The 18,433-nt window shown below is 46.2% G+C and carries 19 protein-coding genes; all 19 read left to right on the plus strand.

Going from position 1 to position 18,433, the window contains the following annotated elements; translation table 11 throughout:
- The first annotated feature begins 931 nt into the window (after positions 1-931).
- The 19 genes from AC1XUE_RS15545 (at position 932) to AC1XUE_RS15635 (ending at position 18,432) form a co-directional block, all read left to right on the plus strand.
- Positions 932-1,393, plus strand: a complete 462-nt coding sequence (locus AC1XUE_RS15545; protein WP_483356900.1) for a hypothetical protein — start codon at positions 932-934, stop codon at positions 1,391-1,393.
- A 231-nt stretch (positions 1,394-1,624) separates the two neighbouring features.
- Positions 1,625-1,921 (plus strand): DUF4134 domain-containing protein, encoded by a 297-nt coding sequence (locus tag AC1XUE_RS15550; protein WP_483358001.1) that lies wholly within the window; start codon positions 1,625-1,627, stop codon positions 1,919-1,921.
- A gap of 126 nt (positions 1,922-2,047) precedes the next feature.
- Positions 2,048-2,560, plus strand: a complete 513-nt coding sequence (locus tag AC1XUE_RS15555; protein WP_483356901.1) for a hypothetical protein — start codon at positions 2,048-2,050, stop codon at positions 2,558-2,560.
- A gap of 56 nt (positions 2,561-2,616) precedes the next feature.
- Entirely contained in the window at positions 2,617-2,946 is a 330-nt protein-coding gene (locus tag AC1XUE_RS15560; protein ID WP_483356902.1) for a DUF4133 domain-containing protein, read from the plus strand.
- A 45-nt stretch (positions 2,947-2,991) separates the two neighbouring features.
- Positions 2,992-5,445 (plus strand): TraG family conjugative transposon ATPase, encoded by a 2,454-nt coding sequence (locus AC1XUE_RS15565; protein WP_483356903.1) that lies wholly within the window; start codon positions 2,992-2,994, stop codon positions 5,443-5,445.
- 15 nt (positions 5,446-5,460) lie between these two features.
- Positions 5,461-6,138, plus strand: coding sequence for a conjugal transfer protein TraI (locus AC1XUE_RS15570; RefSeq protein ID WP_483356904.1), 678 nt, complete (start codon positions 5,461-5,463; stop codon positions 6,136-6,138).
- Positions 6,139-6,149: 11 nt separating this feature from the next.
- Positions 6,150-6,788 carry a hypothetical protein gene (locus AC1XUE_RS15575; protein ID WP_483356905.1) on the plus strand — a complete coding sequence of 213 codons (639 nt, stop codon included), beginning with the start codon at positions 6,150-6,152 and terminating at the stop codon, positions 6,786-6,788.
- 12 nt (positions 6,789-6,800) lie between these two features.
- Positions 6,801-7,439 carry a TerB family tellurite resistance protein gene (locus AC1XUE_RS15580; RefSeq protein ID WP_483356906.1) on the plus strand — a complete coding sequence of 213 codons (639 nt, stop codon included), beginning with the start codon at positions 6,801-6,803 and terminating at the stop codon, positions 7,437-7,439.
- 24 nt (positions 7,440-7,463) lie between these two features.
- A complete protein-coding gene (traJ, locus tag AC1XUE_RS15585; protein WP_483356907.1) occupies positions 7,464-8,687 on the plus strand; it encodes a conjugative transposon protein TraJ in 1,224 nt (407 codons plus the stop codon).
- A gap of 11 nt (positions 8,688-8,698) precedes the next feature.
- A complete protein-coding gene (gene traK / locus AC1XUE_RS15590; RefSeq protein WP_483356908.1) occupies positions 8,699-9,316 on the plus strand; it encodes a conjugative transposon protein TraK in 618 nt (205 codons plus the stop codon).
- 23 nt (positions 9,317-9,339) lie between these two features.
- Positions 9,340-9,777, plus strand: coding sequence for a hypothetical protein (locus AC1XUE_RS15595; protein ID WP_483356909.1), 438 nt, complete (start codon positions 9,340-9,342; stop codon positions 9,775-9,777).
- Positions 9,778-9,814: 37 nt separating this feature from the next.
- Complete coding sequence (gene traM, locus AC1XUE_RS15600) at positions 9,815-11,116, plus strand: conjugative transposon protein TraM (protein WP_483356910.1); 1,302 nt, start codon at positions 9,815-9,817, stop codon at positions 11,114-11,116.
- Between the two features lie 35 nt (positions 11,117-11,151).
- Complete coding sequence (gene traN, locus AC1XUE_RS15605; protein WP_483356911.1) at positions 11,152-11,991, plus strand: conjugative transposon protein TraN; 840 nt, start codon at positions 11,152-11,154, stop codon at positions 11,989-11,991.
- A 42-nt stretch (positions 11,992-12,033) separates the two neighbouring features.
- Positions 12,034-12,885, plus strand: coding sequence for a hypothetical protein (locus tag AC1XUE_RS15610; protein WP_483356912.1), 852 nt, complete (start codon positions 12,034-12,036; stop codon positions 12,883-12,885).
- A gap of 45 nt (positions 12,886-12,930) precedes the next feature.
- Positions 12,931-13,950, plus strand: a complete 1,020-nt coding sequence (locus AC1XUE_RS15615; protein ID WP_483356913.1) for a hypothetical protein — start codon at positions 12,931-12,933, stop codon at positions 13,948-13,950.
- 11 nt (positions 13,951-13,961) lie between these two features.
- Positions 13,962-14,246, plus strand: a complete 285-nt coding sequence (locus AC1XUE_RS15620) for a hypothetical protein (protein WP_483356914.1) — start codon at positions 13,962-13,964, stop codon at positions 14,244-14,246.
- Positions 14,247-14,310: 64 nt separating this feature from the next.
- Positions 14,311-14,550 (plus strand): helix-turn-helix domain-containing protein, encoded by a 240-nt coding sequence (locus AC1XUE_RS15625; protein WP_483356915.1) that lies wholly within the window; start codon positions 14,311-14,313, stop codon positions 14,548-14,550.
- Positions 14,547-14,828: a hypothetical protein gene (locus AC1XUE_RS15630; protein ID WP_483356916.1), complete on the plus strand. Its 282-nt coding sequence runs from the start codon at positions 14,547-14,549 to the stop codon at positions 14,826-14,828. Before AC1XUE_RS15625 ends, AC1XUE_RS15630 begins: the two co-directional genes overlap by 4 nt.
- A 313-nt stretch (positions 14,829-15,141) precedes the next feature.
- Positions 15,142-18,432, plus strand: a complete 3,291-nt coding sequence (locus AC1XUE_RS15635; protein ID WP_483356917.1) for a SusC/RagA family TonB-linked outer membrane protein — start codon at positions 15,142-15,144, stop codon at positions 18,430-18,432.
- Position 18,433 lies beyond the last annotated feature (1 nt).

Here is an 18,433-nt window from a genome sequence, read left to right on the forward strand (position 1 = left end):
ACAAAATGTTTGACTCCAAGCGAAAGACTAGCGGCCACTAATTTTTTCCTAGCACTCAAAGAATGAAAAGTATTTCTACAAAAACAAATTCATGTGTAAATTTATTTTTACATTAAGTTAATATATTAAAAATTCGCAGTTAATATATTAACTTTGATGTATATTTTAGTTGTATTACACACTGGAAAACAGATAGTTACGTCATATATTAGCAAAATCGCACATCTTCGATTTTCGAAAAATCTACAATTACTTTCCACTACACCTCTAAATGCATCAAAACCTTCCTCTCAGAAGACTAAATGATTTCTTAATCTTTGATGAAAATTTATAAAATACTGACAATAAGGAAAATAACATTAAATCAAGGAGTTTCTAAGTCAAAAAAAACCAAGGAGAATGATTAGATTAAGGTATTCCCTCAGTACTTATGAAAACCCTTTCGATTGGCATATAGCACCGGCATAATATCTTATCGCAAAATATACAAGCCCCGAGAAAGAATTACCCAGTTAGATGGATGACGCTGCGTCTGGTATTGAAATCGCCTACCAGGTCAATAATTATGAACCTGAAGTTGGTATTTCAAATAAGAATCATGCGTTCTAATTTTATTTCATAAAACAAACTTATTCCGCGGGCAGCTTCTAAATTTATTCAACTGTAGAACCGTCAGGGATAGCAGTGGAAATCATCCCATAGGGATATTGAAGCGAATAGCCCGGCCGAAGGTGATGGCCAAATCTCCATAATCACACACCACGTACCAAAAGGGCACAAGAAAAAGTTGTCCTTTTCTGTCACCCCGTCTGCGTCTTTACTTTGTAGCATCCTTTAAGACAAAAGGTTCTGGCAGATAGGAATTAACACTTATCTGATGCATGCAAATCCAAACCAGAAAGTACCACATTCAACAAAACAAATTACGATTATGCAAGCAGCAATATCATGGAGCAATTATCTAATAGGTGTAAGTATTGTGGCAATTGGCTACTACATGCTGATCGGATTCAAATTTTACAGAAAAGAGATTTCAGACCTATTCTCCGGAAAACTGGTCCGGGAAAAACTGGCAACAAGAAATAAGAAGGGTAAAATACAAGAAGAATTTTCAGGCCGAGACACCCAGGTGATGCAGGGTTTATTTGACGAGCTGGAAGAGGTCGTCGAGGATCTGAGAATGGCTATTCTGGAAGAGGCAGGCAAGCAAACGGGCGAGGATGATCTGCTGCAAATATTGCAGCAGCGGCTTGCACACTACTCCGGGTTACGGAAGCCTGCCTTCCGGGTAGCCATTAACCACTATATTATCCGGCAGGCAGCAGAAACCTGTCAGATTACCTTCACTGAACAGCAGCTTAATGATGCCTGGCAACAGGTGCTGAACAAATAAAATTCTTGTTATAAAGATATTGCGGGGCGGCCAGATATTGGTTTGTTGTGTGGTTGGTTTGTGTGAAGTGCCGTCCCGCTCTTATAAAGTTTCACCATAGTACTTCGGGTCGCTACACCCGCAAATAACCACCACACCCCTGGAAGGCATTTTCTTAATTATTCTTTAACTATAATCAGAGTGGGTATGAAACGTGTGTATGGACGATTTACGAAGAATGTAAACCGGCAGATGATCTGCGGGTGGGGCCTTATGGCAGGACTGGTTCTAATCAGCTTTTACGCATCAGCGCAGGATGGTGTCGCGGGCCTGAACGAAGCGAATTTGAAAGTACGAAGCTACTTTGTGGCAGGAACAAACCTGATGTATGCTTGTGGTTCTGTACTGGGACTGGTCGGGGCTATCAAGGTATTTACCAAATGGAACCAGGGCGATAATGATACCTCCAAGGTGGCTGCCAGCTGGTTCGGCTCGTGCATATTCCTGGTGGTAGTGGCGACAGTAATTAAGTCGTTTTTTAATGTATAAAAGGCGCGTATAACAATATGCGTTACCAGCGGGTTTATTGGGTCTGGTCGAAAGGTAGCACCAATAAACCCTGACTGGAAGACCCCAGTCACTGCCAAAAAATAATATGATCATTATTAACCATAAATGAACGAGATGAACAACCAGAACAAACCCAGCCATTCTTTCAATCCGCTTATGCAGTCGCTGGAGCGGCGTCTGAAACCCGGTATTATGAATTACATCGCTATGGAACACCCGAGCCTACGAGAAGAATTTGAAACCCAGGAACAATTCGACCAGCACATCGATAGTCTGATCCGCGATGTTGTGCCTCTATCCAGCCAGCTATTTGAGCACGGACGCCATTTGGTCTTTCAGGCGTACCATGGTTGTATGAGTGAGCTTATCGATACTTTGGGGATCTCACATTTTCAGTTCGTAATGTCTGTGATGAGTCAGGAATTCACTAAGGAATATCTGACGCTTGAGGCATCGGGAAAACTAAAAGAGACGGCAATTCACCTTGCGCGTATGTGTGAACCAGTTTTGGAGATGACTCAGCAGGAAGATTTCACTTGCAAAAGGAAGTACCATGCAGCTGTTGTGATGATGGACGAGTACTTGCAGGAAAATAAGGAGAAGATCGGATTAGATTAATTATTGCCTGGCTGATTCCAAAGTCAGATTCCATCTAACAAACCTGAACTCCCAAAATGTCAAACACCATATTTCAGATCAACAAGGGCATCAACCGACCGATCGAATTCCACGGCCTGAAAGCGCAGTATATCATATACTTTGTAGTTGGCGTGATCGCCCTTTTGGTGCTGTTTGCGATCCTGTATATCATAGGCGTCAACTCTTATATCTGCGTCGGAGTGATCCTTTCGCTGGGCGCTGGGTTAACGCTGCAACTCTATGCGATGAGCGGCAGATATGGAGAGCATGGTCTGAGCAAAAGAATAGCGCAGCGCAGTATCCCCAAAGTGATCAGCAACCGCTCCAGAAAGGTTTTTATCACCAATGATAGAAAACAAATATAGCAGCGAGGTAAATACCATAATAAATAATCAATATAGAATGTGCAGATGGAAAAGAGGCTCGAAGATTTATTACCGATTATGGGTGTGGAAAAGGACGCTATCCTTTCAAAAAGCGGGGATATCACCATCTGCTACCAGGTGGAGCTGCCCGAAATATTTACGCTCTGTAACCAGGACTACGAAGCGCTTCACAATGCCTGGATCAGGGCGCTGAAGGTTTTGCCCGACAACACAGTTTTTTGTAAACAAGACTGGTTTATCGACAGCAGCTACAGGCCCGACTTTAGCCGCGAAGATAAAAGCTTCCTTGCGCTCAGCAGCGAACGCTTCTTTTTTGAGCGGCCGCTTCTGGATCACAGCTGCTATATCCTTCTGACCAAAAAGCCGGATGGCAGAAAGCTATCGAGCTCACTTTTTTCCAATTTGACAAGGGCCAGTATCGCGCCCGACCAAACGCTGAGCGAGGAGATGTTTGATAATTTCGAAGACGCCTGCGGTCAGTTCAAAAGCATTATTGAGGCCAGCGGCTTTGTAAAGCTGGAACGAATCGGCCAGGATGGTCTTCTAAGCACAGCAGACGGTGCGGGCATTATAGAGAAATATTGCAGTTTGGCAGATCAGGCCGGGTTCATCCGCGATATGCAGCTGAAAGGCGGAATTCAGATCGGGAATGATCACGCCCAGCTCTACACGCTGGCAGATGCCAAGGATTTACCTTCACTGTGCGGGCCGAGGGTAAACTATGATAAATACAGCACCGACAAAACCAAGTTCAGTATCGGGTTTGCCTCCCCTGTCGGCCAACTGCTGCCGTGCAACCACCTGTATAGCCAGTACATTTTTTTGGAAGATGGTCAGAAAGCCATACAGCGACTGGAAACCAAAAGACTCAGATTGCAGTCGCTGTCAGCGTACTCCCGAGAGAACAGTATCGCACGGGATGCGGCCAATGATTTTCTGAACGAAGCGATCTCAGAGCACAGAATGCCTGTCAAGGCACACTTTAATGTGCTGGTATGGAACGATCAGAAAGAGAAGCTGAAAGAAATCAAAAACCTGGTATCTGCCGCGCTTGCGCAGATGGATGCGTCTGCCAAACAGGAAACGGCCGGCGCTGCCCAGATTTACTGGGCAGGCATTCCAGGCAACGCGGCTGACTTCCCGATGAATGACAGCTTTGATACATTTGCCGAGCAGGCCTGTTGCTTTCTGAATCTGGAGACGGCATACCGAAGCTCGAAAAGTCCTTTCGGCATCCGGCTCGGCGACCGTCACAGTGGAAAGCCAGTCCATGTGGATATCTCAGATGAGCCCTGGTCAAACGGGATTATTACCAACAGGAACAAGATCGTGATCGGTGGCAGCGGCTCTGGTAAGAGTATGTTTATGAACCATATGCTGCATAGTTACTTGCAGCAGGGCTCGCATATCGTGATCGTCGATGTGGGCCACAGCTACAAAGGGCTCTGTGATATGGTAGGCGGCTACTATTTTACGTACTCTGATCAGACCCCGATCCGGTTCAACCCCTTCTTTATCGAAGAGGGCGATATGCTGGACACAGAGAAAAAGGAAAGCATTAAAACGATGCTGCTTGCGCTTTGGAAACGCGATAACGAGGAGTTTAAACGCAGCGAGTATGTAGCAATCTCCAATGCACTTACTGGTTACTACGAATATCTGGCGCAAAATCCTGATATATTCCCCTGCTTTGATTCCTTCTATGAGTTTCTGTATGTCGAGTTCACCCAGATACTTGAAAAAGACCGGGTCAAGGAAAAGGATTTTGACATGGACAACTTTTTGTTTGTGCTCCGCCCCTACTATGACGACGGCGAGTTTGCCTACCTTCTGAATGCGAGAGAGAACCTGGACGTACTTAGTCAGCCATTCATCGTCTTCGAACTAGACAAGGTGAAGGACCACCCGATCCTATTCCCGGTAATTACTTTGATTATCATGGAGCTTTTTATTTCCAAGATGAGAAAGCTCAAAGGGGTCCGCAAGGTGATCTGTATCGAAGAAGCCTGGAAAGCGATTGCCAAGGCGGGCATGGCTGAATTCATGAAGTATTTGTATAAAACAGTCCGTAAATATTTTGGGGAAGCGGTTACTGTTACCCAGGAGGTGGACGATATCATCTCCTCTGATATAATCAAGGAGGCGATCATCAATAATGCGGACTGCAAGATCCTTTTGGACCTTAAAAAGTTTCAGAACAAGTTCGAAGACATTCAGGCTGTACTGGGTATGACTGACAAAGGACGCGCGCAGGTATTGTCTGTAAACAAAGCCAATGATCCCACAAAACGCTACCGCGAACTTTACATTGAGCTGGGCAATTCAGTGATGAAAGTCTACCGTTATGAGCCTTCTCCACAGGAATACTACGCCTACACAACCGAACAAAAAGAAAAAGTGCTCGTCGAGCAGTACGCGCGAAGATACGGCAGCATCCAAAAAGGCATAGCGGCGCTGGTCGAGGATTTAAATCAATAAACCAAAGAATTGATTATGAGAAAATACATCAGGATTTTTCTGCTGTCGGTTTTTATTGTCATCGCCGGCGCCCCGATGCAGCGGGCAGAGGCAGCATGGTGGGAAGTGGTCCGACAGGTAATCATCAGGGTCATCAAAGCGATTGATCTGGGCATTCAGCGTCAACAGAATAAAATTATCTGGCTTCAAAATGCGCAGAAAACCCTGGAGAATACCATGTCAAAACTACAGCTGGATCAGATCACAGAGTGGACCCAGAAGCAGCGGGATCTGTACAAAGAATATTTCGATGAGCTTCAAAAAGTCAAATCGCTGATCACCTACTACAAACGCATCCGTGATATCTCTGACAAACAGTACCGGTTGGTGCTCGAGTACAGAAGAGTCTGGTCCATTGTGCAGTCTGATAAACATTTCACGCCTCAAGAGACAGGCCACATGGGAAGGGTCTACAATGGGATACTTTCAGAAAGTGTCAAAAACATCGATCAGATCACACAAATCGTCAAAGCCTTTCAAACCAGTATGACTGATGCGAAAAGAATTGAGATCATCGATGCAGCTGCCGAGCGTACAGAACGTAATTACAGTGATCTGATCCGGTTCAACAACCAGAACATGACCTTGAGCTTGCAAAGGGCCAGATCAGACCGCGACGCCCAGGTAGTCAAAGCGCTTTACGGTCTGCCATAAAAATGGAAATCATGAAACGAATTGTTCTGGTTTTAACGCTACTGACGGCTCCAAAAACAATCAGCGCGCAGGTAGTCAAGGAAATATTCCAGCAAAAACAAACGCAGATCGAGTATCTGGCCAACCAGATTGCAGCCCTGAAAGTGTACATCGAATTCCTGCAGAAAGGCTACAGAATCGCTGACCAGGGCCTGAGTCTGATCGGACAGATCAAAGATGGCGACTTGAAGCTGCACAGGGATTACTTCGCATCGCTAAAAAAAATAAAGCCTATCATCAGCACTGATCCCAAAGTCAAGGACATTGCTGATTTGTATGCGCTCAGCTCCGGCTCGTTTACCGGTAGTCTGAGCAAAGCAAGGGCGAAAGGGCTTTTCACCCAGCCGGAGATGGACAACATGCAAAGGGTCTATGACAGGCTGATGGATGACTGCTCGAGCAAGTTTGACGAGCTGGCCTTGGTACTGCAGCCAGGCAAGCTGGAAATGAAGGACGATGAGCGCATCAGGCGGATTGATCAGATTTTCGTCGGTATGCAAAACAATTACAACTTCAGCAAAGGCTTTGTGAATGCAGCGCTTGTGATGGCGAACTCCAGAAAAACGGCTGCTGATAACGGTGCCATCATCGAAAAGACAATCAACCATTAACTTTTTAAACTCATGAAAAAGATACTTGTACTTCTTTTTATTCTCGGCGTAGGACTCATCAAACCGCCCGCGGCAAAAGCGCAGGCCCAGGAGATCGCACAGCTGGTTTTGAACATTGAGAAACTATCTCAGTTCAAACAGATCCTGGAAGATCTCAAAAAGGGTTATGACATTCTATACAAAGGCTATAACACGATCAAAAATATCAGCGAGGGTAACTTCAAGCTTCACAAGGGATTTTTAGATGCGCTGATGAAAGTCAGCCCTGCTGTCAGAAACTACCACAAGGTATCAGGGATCATAGACAAGCAGATCATGCTGATCCGGCACTACCGGAGCACCTACGACCGCTTCAGAGAGGAAGGCAATTTCACTGAGGATGAGCTGGCACACATGGGAAGGGTTTACTCGAATCTTGTAACGCTGAGCCTTCGCGGCATCGATGAGCTCACGACAGTAATCACGGCCGACAAGCTGCGCATGTCAGATGATGAAAGACTCAAAGCGATAGACGGAATATATGAAGAGATGGATGAAAAGCTGGCGTTCTTAAAACACTTCAATGCCAATGCGTCTGTACTTTCAGCGCAGCGTGCCAAAGAAAAACATGACGCGGCTACGATGAGTCAGGTCTATGAGATTGAGCAGTAACAAGCACAAATAAATCACAAATTTATGAAAACTCATTTGCGTATCACGCTAACCGTGATCATGGGTATCCTGTTGTCTGAAGCTGCACGAGCCCAGGGCGTAGCTGGCGAGATCAAGGGACTGCAAAGCGTACTGGATCAGCTTTACAATGAGATGATCAGCCTTAGCAGTCAGCTAATCAGCGTCGGGCGCGGTATTGCAGGTTTTGCAGCGCTGTGGTATATCGCCTACCGTGTATGGCGTCATCTGGCAAGCGCAGAGCCTATTGATTTCTATGCACTGCTGCGCCCGTTTGTGCTGGGTATGGCTATTCTTTTATTCCCGTCCTTTCTGGCGATTATCAATGGAATTCTTAAACCAACCGTTACCGGCACTGCCGCGATGGTACAGGGGTCTAACAAAGCGATTGCGCTACTATTGAAGCAAAAACAACAGGCCTTGCAAAAAACAGATTTCTGGCAAATGTTTGTCGGCGAGAGTGGACAGGGAGACCGTGAAAAATGGTACCGCTACACGCATGGGGAAGAGCCCTCGGGGGAAGGCACGTTTGCTTCCATTGGAAATGATGTGAAGTTTGCCATGTCAAAGGCGATGTATAACTTTCAAAACTCTGTCAAAGAGTGGATGAGTGAGGTGCTGCAGATTCTTTTTCAGGCGGCTGCGCTCTGTATCAATACGCTGCGCACCTTCCAGCTGATTGTACTTGCCATTTTAGGGCCACTGGTGCTGGGGATCTCGGTATTTGACGGCTTTCACCACTCACTCAACGCCTGGATAGCGCGATACATCAACGTTTTCCTGTGGCTTCCAGTGGCTAATATCTTCGGCGCGATTATTGGTAAGGTGCAAGAACAGATGATCAAAATCGATCTGAGCCAGATCCAGTCCACGGGCGGCACGTTCTTTTCCTCAAAGGACACAGCCTACCTGGTGTTTCTTATCATCGGCATTGTTGGCTACTTCACGGTCCCCTCTATTACCAACTTCATTATCAACGTAGGTGGCGGGGGCGCTCTGGGACAAAAGATCACCAACATCACCGGCGGGGCTATTGGCTCTTTTGCTTCGAATTCTTACCAGACGGGCAGATCGATCGCTGCTGCCCCCGGACATTTTGCAGATGGCTACTCAGGTACACATGCCGGTCAGGGTATAAGCGGCGCTATCGGCAGGACAGCAGGCTATCGCGGAGCCTATATGGCAGACAAGATTTCGGGCAACAGTAAAAACGATTCTTCAAAATCATAAATGATAAGATCATGTTTACAAAAACCAAGAACATCGATACCGCATTCAGACACATACGGCTTTTTACAGCGGTCTGCGTGGTTGGAAGTATCCTGTTTTGCTGCTTCACGATTTACAAGAGCTATGAAATGGTCAGTTCTATTCAGGGCAAGATCTACATTCTGGCCAACGGCAAAGCGCTTGAAGCTTTTGCAGAAGAGCGTAAAGATAACGTCCCGGTGGAAGCGCGAGACCATGTCAAGACCTTTCACAGACTTTTTTTCACCCTCTCCCCTGACGAAAAAGCGATACGAGAGTATGTGGGAAAGGCGCTGTATCTGGCCGATGGGACAGCGAAAAAGCAATATGATAACCTGACAGAAAGGGGTTTTTACACCGGCATTATCTCAGGCAACATCAGCCAGGATATCACAGTAGACAGCATTCAGGTAGAGACGGCCAACTACCCCTACTTCTTCCGCTGTCATGCCACGCAGTTGATCACCAGAACGACCAGCGTTGTATCAAGGAGCCTTGTCACAGAAGGTTATTTGCGCAATGTGCCGCGCTCTGACAATAACCCGCACGGATTTCTGATCGAAAGATGGCTGACAGTCGAAAACCACGATATCAAAATCCAAAACAGATAAAGCTCAATTAAACCTAAAATTGTATGAAGTACATAGACCAAGTCTCTTCACAAAATCCACCTAAGCCCTTCAAGGCTTTTTTCCAAAAGTGCTTTAGGGATCTTCAGCAGCTGACAGCTGGCATTCCTAAGGCCTGTAAAATAGCAATCAGCCTTGTGGTTTTCATGGCGCTGGGTGTCTGCTGCGGAAAGCTGATCGCAGATGGCTTCTACGGAGAAAAGCTAACAACCTTTTACATCGGAGAAATCATGTTGCCCGAAAGTATCAGTAGGGGCCTGCCAGCGGATCAGCCTTTGATCAGCTTGCGCGAGTACGAAAGCGTGATAGATTACCTGGACTATCTTGACAGTCTGAAAACAGCGCCGTATGGAAGGGACAAATACGATAGTGTAACAGCTTCGATACCGGGGCTACAGGACAGTCTTCTTTTGATTCAGCATATGTACCTGCGTCAACCTTGAAACCAAGAAACATCTTAACTTATTCAAAACAATCATCATGGAACAGACACATTCAACCAGCTATCAGCGCAAGCGAAGGCTGTATGCAGTAATACCCGTGCTGGTACTCCCCTTTCTTACGTTCTTATTCTGGATCCTGGGAGGTGTAGACAGTGAAAAGACCGGTCCGGCTCAACAGCCTACAGGTTTCAACTTCAATCTACCTGACGCTTATCTGGATGATAAAGCGCCGCTGGACAAGCTTGGTTTTTACCAGCAGGCAGAAAAGGACTCACTGCAGCTTGCTGAACTGATGAGAAGTGATCCTTATTATCACGACAGCCTTCCCTTCCATCCAGGCCTGGCCGACAGCAGCAAACTATTAGGACTTCCTAACAAAAAGTTAAATCTCCAATCCAGTATGAACCAGGGCTTGGCGAGCAGCAGCGAAGACGCTCAGGATCAGAAGGTCTACCAGAAACTTCAGCAGTTGCATGCGGTGATAAGCCAGCAAGAAGATCTGCCAGAAAAAACGCTTCAGGATGATCTGCCGACGCTGCCTTCCAGACAAAGCATTGCCTCCCACCCGGACATAGCGCGGTTGGAAGCGATCATGCAAGGCGCTGAAAATACCGGTGCGGGCACTGATCCCGAGCTTACTGAGCTGAATGGCATGCTTGAAAAAATCCTGGATATCCAGCATCCCGAGCGGGTGTCAGACCGGCTCAAACAGGTTTCAAACCAGAACCGCGGACAGGTGTTCGCCGTCTTGCCAAGCGATCATCCCACGCCAATTACCACCCTGGATACTGGGTCAGAGCCGGTATTGGGCCGGATAGAAACCGGGTTTTATTCTTTGGAAGAAACTATCACTGAATCAAACAAGAATAGGAACGCGCTGCAAGCCGTGGTTCACCAGACACAGGAACTGGTCAACGGCTCAACTGTCAAATTGCGGCTTGTAAGTGATGTGTACATCAACGGAATACTGATACCCTGTGGCCACTTTATTTTTGGGACCACCTCATTGGACTCAGAAAGGCTCAAGGTCAATATTACTAGTGTCAGATACCAAAACGCATTGCTGCCTGTAGCGCTGAGTGTCTATGATCTGGACGGGCTTGACGGCATACATATTCCAGGCGCGATCACGCGTGACGCTGCCAAGCAGTCCTCAGAGCAGGCCATCCAGTCGCTGGGCTTACCCAGCTTCAACCAAAGCCTTGGCGCGCAGGCAGCTAACGCCGGAATTGAGCTAACCAGAAACATTCTCGGCAAAAAGATTCGGCTGGTCAAAGTAACCGTCAAAGCAGGTTATCAGGTGCTGCTGCGTGATCAGAATCAGCCCGAAAATCTTTAAAGCACCCCATTAATAAGTTTGAAACAGAAAAGAAAATGAAAAACACGAAGTCAAATTTAGCCACAATCCTATTGATCTTTTTTTCAGCGAAGCAGGTTTTTGCACAAGATCAGGTACCCACTGTGATAGAGCCCTACCGGATCGAAATCACAGATCAAAAAACAACCAACCTTGTATTTGCCCGCAGCATACAAAGCGTCGATAAAGGTAGCCTCGCGGTGCTGGCTCAAAAAGCCAAAGGGGCAGATCACGTACTTCAGATCAAGGCTGCCGTGGAAAACTTTCAGCAGACCAACCTGACTGTGATCACCTCCGACGGGAAGCTGCACTCCTATCTGCTTGATTACGCTTCGAATCCCGCTCAACTCAATTTCGTTTTTGCTAGCTCGGGACCTGAGCGGGCCTCACAACCAAATCCATCGGTGATTGAATCGAATGCTTCCCAGGTTGCCGATCTGGAAAAGACTATTAAAAACATAAAAGACGCGCATTTCGGAATCCGGTTGGCTCTTGACGGGATTTACACTGCTCAGGATGTACTGTATTATCAGCTCGCGCTGAAAAACACGACACAAGTTGGCTATGATATAGATCAGCTCAGGTTTTTTATCCGCGATAAAAAGACTTCTAAAAGGACTGCTATTCAGGAAACCGAGATTATCCCTATGTATGCGCATGGCGACACACATCAACTGCCGGCCGAAAGCGAAGCAGTGCTCGTATTCGCGCTACCCAAACATACCATTCCTGATCAAAAAAAGCTGGTCGTGCAGCTCATGGAGATGAACGGCGGCAGGCATCTGAGCCTTGAAATATCTAACAGGACCATCATCAGGGCCAGGACGCTGAAAAGTGCTGCCACACCCGAAAAGTAAATAGTGCATTAAACAGTTTTCAAACTTTTAAATCAATAAATCATGCAAGAGAAAAACCTGAATTACCTCAGGGACCAGATCAAATATACTGGCTTTGGAGAAGGGCTTGAAGCGAAGCTGAAAGAAAATATGCAGCAAGGCAAAGACAGTTTTCAGTTGCAGCACCAGACCAAATTCGGAAACGATCACGCGGACGCGACGCTGCACTTTCGCAAGTCGGCAGAAACAGACAATTACTTTTTTAACAAGTATGATTTAGCTGTTAAGCCAGAGGGTGCCAAAGACGCCGTTAAACAAAGCTTTCACATTGGCTATGATAACAACATCACACTAAAAGAAGGTTACAATCTGCTATCTGGCCGCTCAGTACACAAAGAAATGGCTAAGCTGGTTGAAACGGATACAGTTGGAAGCAAACGTCTGGAGCCGAAAGGTGAAAAGTACAACACCTGGCTTAAACTGGATATGACAGACAAAGATCAGAGCGGCAACTTTAAGATCAAGCAGTACCATCAGAACTACGGCTTTGATCTGGAATCGGCGCTGGCTAAATACCCGATTAAAGAGCTTGGCAATGCCGATGACAAATCCCGGCTAATGGATTCGCTGCAGAAGGGCAACCGTCAGTCGGTTACCTTCCTTGTAGAGGGAAAAGAAGAGAAACGCTACATCGAAGCCACGCCTCAGTTTAAAACCATCAACCAGTTTGACTCAAACATGCAGCGCACTGGCTTTAAACGGACTCATTCTGAATCAAAAGCAAACGGCCAGCAGCAGACCACAGGTGAGCAAACAGAATCTGCCAATGAGAAGATAGCTGCAAAACAATCCGCGGGTAAGCCAGACACAGCAAAGAAAAAGCCATCTAAGCGTAAAGGCCGAACGGTTGCATAAGACTTGCTGAAAAGATTAACTGAACTATTTAACCAACAACAGCTTATGAAACAGCCAGTAAACCGGATTGAAAACGAGATGGAAGCCTGGCTTGCCAAAGAACAGCGGTTTGCGAAACTGTTCTCGGCAGATATCGTCAAAAGCAGCGATTTTCAAAAAGAGAAAATTGCCTACATGAAAGGCATCCAAAGCAGATACTCAACCAGGCAACTCAATGCTGACGAGCAGCTTTCGCTCCGTGTACTGAAACGCGAGAGCAACAGGATCGAAAAGCAGCTGTATCCGAATACCTTTATTCGCTTGATCAGAAAAGGCTTTAACGCATCAGTTAAACTAGTTGCAGACATAAGAAAAAAACAGTTGCAATCTGCAAATGAGCGCTTTCTTCAAAATCAGATAAGTGCCATGGGAATGAGTGAAATGACAGGCCGGTTACGTGAGCACCTGGCAAAAGGTGAAGACCGTTTCAATTTGCCAGTGAGCCGCTATAAAAACGAAAATCAGCGCATGGATTACGACTTGTCATTTGCAAGGAAGGCCAATGGCACCTACCAGATCGAAAGCTTCAAAGTAGCTATGAAAGATCATCAAAACACAGAGAGCCGGCATCATAAATTTGACGGAAACGGTATCACTGCATCACAGGCCAGTAATTTGGTAGCCGGAAGAGCAGTTCAAATCAAAGACAAATGGGTTCAGCTGGATTTAAACGATAAGGATACGGAAGGAAATTTCAAAATGAAAGCATTTCATTCCGGCTACGGATATGATCTTGCCAAAGCAGTAGCAAAGCTTCCTTTAAAAGAGCTCAAAGATGAGCAGTCCAAGCAGAAGTTAATGGACGCTTTGGCTAATGGAGAGCGGCAAAACGTGACAATCAGAGTCAATGGGAAGGATCGGCCGCTTTCTATTGAAGCGAACCCGCAGTTTAAGACCATCAACATCTTCGACGATCAAAACAAGAAGATCAGCTTGTCAGCAGCCCTACAAAAAGAAGTTAAAATACAAACAAGACCAACCCGCACGATCCGGCTTGGTAAAAAATCAGGCGTAGCGGTCGGTTAAAACGAAGCGGTATGAAGCAGCAAGTTGAGCCACTTTCAGCATTCCTTCTAGCTATAGGAAAAGATCCCAGGATAGGCCCTATTCATATTGCGCTATTTACCGTGCTATATAACCAGTGGGTAACCCAGTTCTACCCGTCGGCGATCCATATTGTGAGCTATGAGATCATGCCGCTGGCAAAAATTGCAAGCCGGGTCACATTTCATAAAACGATTAAAGAGCTGGATGCCTACGGCTATCTACGGTACGAGCCGCGGTTCAACCGGAAAGGAAGTCAGGTATATTTTGAAAAATAACACTGTAAAATCAAAGAGTATGGTAGTAGAGATGGTAACAAAAGAAGATTTACAGCAATTTCGAATGCAGCTGCTTGATGACATCAGACAAATGCTGCATACCGGGAAACAAACAGAGCAATCCGAGTGGCTTCGCAGCTCAGAAGCCAGGCAAATACTGAAGGTATCGCCCGGCACGCTCCAGAACCTGAGAATAACCCGGGAGCTGAAACCCACAAAGATCGGCGGGACGTATTACTACAACCGTAGTGAAATCATGGATCTACTCAGTGGAGAGGCGTCTGCTAAAAGAAGGAGGCTATGAACGGATCTATCGTTAAATCATTGAGCGCTCTTTCAACTGACAGCAGGATCACTGTCTGGCACATCGGCATGTACAGCGCTTTTATACAGCTCTGGCAAGCTAGCGGCTGTCAGAACCCGGTGCCCATCACCCGAAAGAAAGTGCTCGCGCTGTCACGTATCGGAAACATTGTGACTTATCACAAGTGCATCAAAGAGCTGGTTTTGTTTGGGTATATTGACTACAAACCTTCCTATAATCCGTATACTGGGAGCCTGGTTTACCTGAAATCCATCTAGCTTATTAGATGGAGAATATCCAAGGATCAACGTCGTATTTCCGGTATCAGGAATTCATTAACATAATCTTAGTTATACAACAAAACATACTGGCTGACTGTCAACCTCTTTCAGTAGCATTTGAACCATATGCTAAGCTAATCAAGTAATTTTTTTATAAAAAAAGGGATAATTTGGATAGGTCCATGCACTAAGGCTATAGAACGTTCTTTAAAACCGTCAATTATTCTAGACAAGTTGCTGGCTTAAAAGAAGTTTGCGCATAAGGCGAAACTGCGCATTGGTGTTTCGCTTCCTAAAAGCCTATTTCTTTATGAAAGAAATTTTTTACCATGCATGGAGAGCAATTGTGCTATGCAGTGCGATGCTTCTTCTGGCTATGAATGTTTCTGCTCAGGGCCGCGTCCTGACAGGTAAAGTGAACAGCTCATCAGGACCAGTTCCAGGAGTCAATATTTTACTGAAAGGCACGCAAGTCGGCACATCAACAGATGCTAATGGCGATTTCAGTATTAATGTTTCTGGCACAGAGCCAGTTATTGTAGCTTCATCCATTGGATACAAAGCACAAGAAGTTCGTGTCGGTAATCGTTCAGAAATCACTATTACATTAGAGGACGATATCAGCGTGCTGACTGAAGTGGTAGTAACTGGTTACACGACTGAGAACCGCAGCCAGGTAACTGGTGCGGTATCCACTGTAAAGCCCCAGCAGTTGCAGGTGGTGCCTTCTTCCAATGTAGAGCAGCAATTACAAGGGCGAGTATCAGGGTTGACGGTCATTTCAAATGGCCAGCCGGGCACTTCGAGTCAGATACGTATACGGGGCTTCGGTTCTTTCGGCGGAAATCAACCTCTTTATGTGGTGGATGGCGTACCTACACAAAGTATTCAATTTATCAATCCAAATGATATTGAATCGACAACCGTACTGAAAGATGCTGCCTCTGCTTCTATTTACGGAGCACGCGCCGCAGCAGGCGTAATTGTTCTAACTACTAAAAAAGGCCAGAAAAAAGCACAGAAGCTCTCTGTAAGTTATGACGGGCTATATGGATTTACCAATCCCGGCAAAGGTCAACAGGTACTCACGCCGCAGGAGCAGGCGGACTGGACGTGGCAGGCCCGAAAAAACGATCTATTTCAAAATGGTATGCCCATTGGCCCAAACAGTTTTACAGGCATTGCAAACGGACAATATGGCTCTGGCCAAACTCCGGTCTTGCCTGATTACTTAATTGTCGGTAATCGTGTTGGGCAGCCTGCTTCGGCTGTAAACTTGGAAACCGAGCGTGCCAAATACAATGTCAACCCCGCGAATGGGCCCTATTACATGGTGATGGCCGCCAATAAGGAAGGTACCGACTGGTATAAAGCCATCACCCGCAATGCGCCGATGACACGCCATACGCTCGGACTTTCGGGCGGCTCGGAGTTCAGCCGATATTATGTTGGTTTCGGCATGCAGCAGCAAGACGGGATCGTGATCAATAACAAATTTTCACGCTACACCTTCCGCGCCAATACAGAATTTGATCTGAGCAAGAAACTGCGTTTGGGCGAAAATATCCAGCTTGCTTACGTAGGCGCTACCGGCTTACAGGGAAATTCCGGAAGTGCACTGGGAAACAGCACCAACAACAATTCTAGCATTGCTTCCGATGAAAATGATATTTTGTCAGCATTTAGGATGGCACCGATTATTCCTGTTTACGACGCATTTGGTGGTTATGGCGGCACCGCCGCGCCTGGTTTTGGGAATCCAAGAAATCCACTCGCTAGCAGGCAGGCTGCTGCCAACAACAGCAACCGGACTATATACGGCTTTGGAAATGCTTATCTCGAATATGATCTAATGCCTTCGATTACTTTACGCAGCAGCATTGGCGGCACTTATTTTAATAATTACAACAACAGTTCATCCCGAGCTACCTACGAGAATTCGGAGAATATTGCCAATTTTAGCTACAATGAATCAGCTGGTTTTGCGCTCGCCTGGACATTTACAAACACGGCGTCTTTTAAAAAGTCATTCGGGAAACACGATCTGAACATTCTAGGCGGAATTGAATCCCTTAACACCGGTGCAGGAAGGAATATCAACGGATCAGGTCTAAACCCATTCTCAACAGACCCTGACTACGTGACATTGAGCACCACCACGCCAGGAACTACAAGACAGGTAAATAGCGGCCTTTCAAAGGGCAATAATTTTTACTCTTTATTCGGACAAGCCAAATACGTTTATAGTGACCGTTACATTTTGACGGCTGTTGTTCGGCGAGATGGTTCCTCACAATTTTCACCCAATAACCGTTTTGGCGTATTTCCTGCATTCTCGGCAGCCTGGCGCTTATCATCGGAAGACTTCATGAAGGATATCAACTGGGTGTCCGATCTGAAAATCCGTGGCGGCTACGGACTAATGGGTAATTCCAATTACCTAAGCTCGACGAACCAATTTAGTCTGTATGCTTCTAATGCTGCAAATGGTTACGATTTAGGAGCTACAAACAACACGATATTGCCGGGATATTTCACCAGCCAGATTGGTAATGCAGATGCAAAATGGGAAACAAGTGTAACTTCCAACATCGGCATTGACGGCGCATTGTTCAACAACAAATTGGAAATAGTTGTAGATTTCTGGCGTAAGGATACCCGTGATCTTCTTTACCAGCTTGCATTGCCGGGTGTGGTAGGCGTTCGAGCCAGTGCTCCATTTGTGAATATTGCCAGCATGCGAAACCAGGGAATCGATCTTTTGCTGACCAACCGTGGAAGGGTAACCGGAGATCTGAATTATGAAGTAACTGCGATCGGAAGTTTTCTGAGCAACAAAATTACCGCCATTGCTCCACTTGTGCCTTACTTCAATGGCGGGGGAACACGTCTTGGAACTCCCGTAGTACGTAATCAAGCGGGGCACACGCTTTCCGAATTCTTTGGTTACCAGGTGGAAGGCTTATTCAACAGCAAGGAAGAAGTAGCCAGTTCGCCCACACAAGCCGGTGCGGCACCGGGCCGCTTCCGCTTCGCCGACCTGAATAATGATGGCAAGATCGACGATGCCGATCGAACATATTTAGGCAGCCCGGTACCTAAATTCACAGGTAGTATCACACTCGGATTGTCTTATAAAGGCTTTGATATCAACACAAATGTGTATACTTCTTTGGGTAATAAAATTTTCAATAACCAACGCTGGTTTACAGACTTTTACCCTTCATTCACAGGCGGTGCCCTCAGCACACGGGTGAAGGATTCCTGGCTTCCTGACCGCACAGACACCAATGTGCCAATCTTCGAAAGTGCAGGTAATTTCAGCACTAACACCCAGGCCAATTCATACTACGTAGAAAATGGCTCTTACGCCAGAATGCAGTACTTAAATCTGGGTTATACTTTTCCTGCAGCAGCTATCAAACGCATTGGGATGAACCGCCTAAGAATTTCGGTCTCGGCTACAAACCTGTTTACTATTACCCAATATTCAGGACTTGATCCTGCGGTAGGCGGCTCTTCCGATTCGGCATTTGGGATCGACGTGGGCAATTATCCGGTAACGCGCGGGTATAATCTGGGATTGAGTTTTACGCTTTAAA

Source organism: Dyadobacter sp. HNCC25DJ187 (assembly GCF_056895255.1).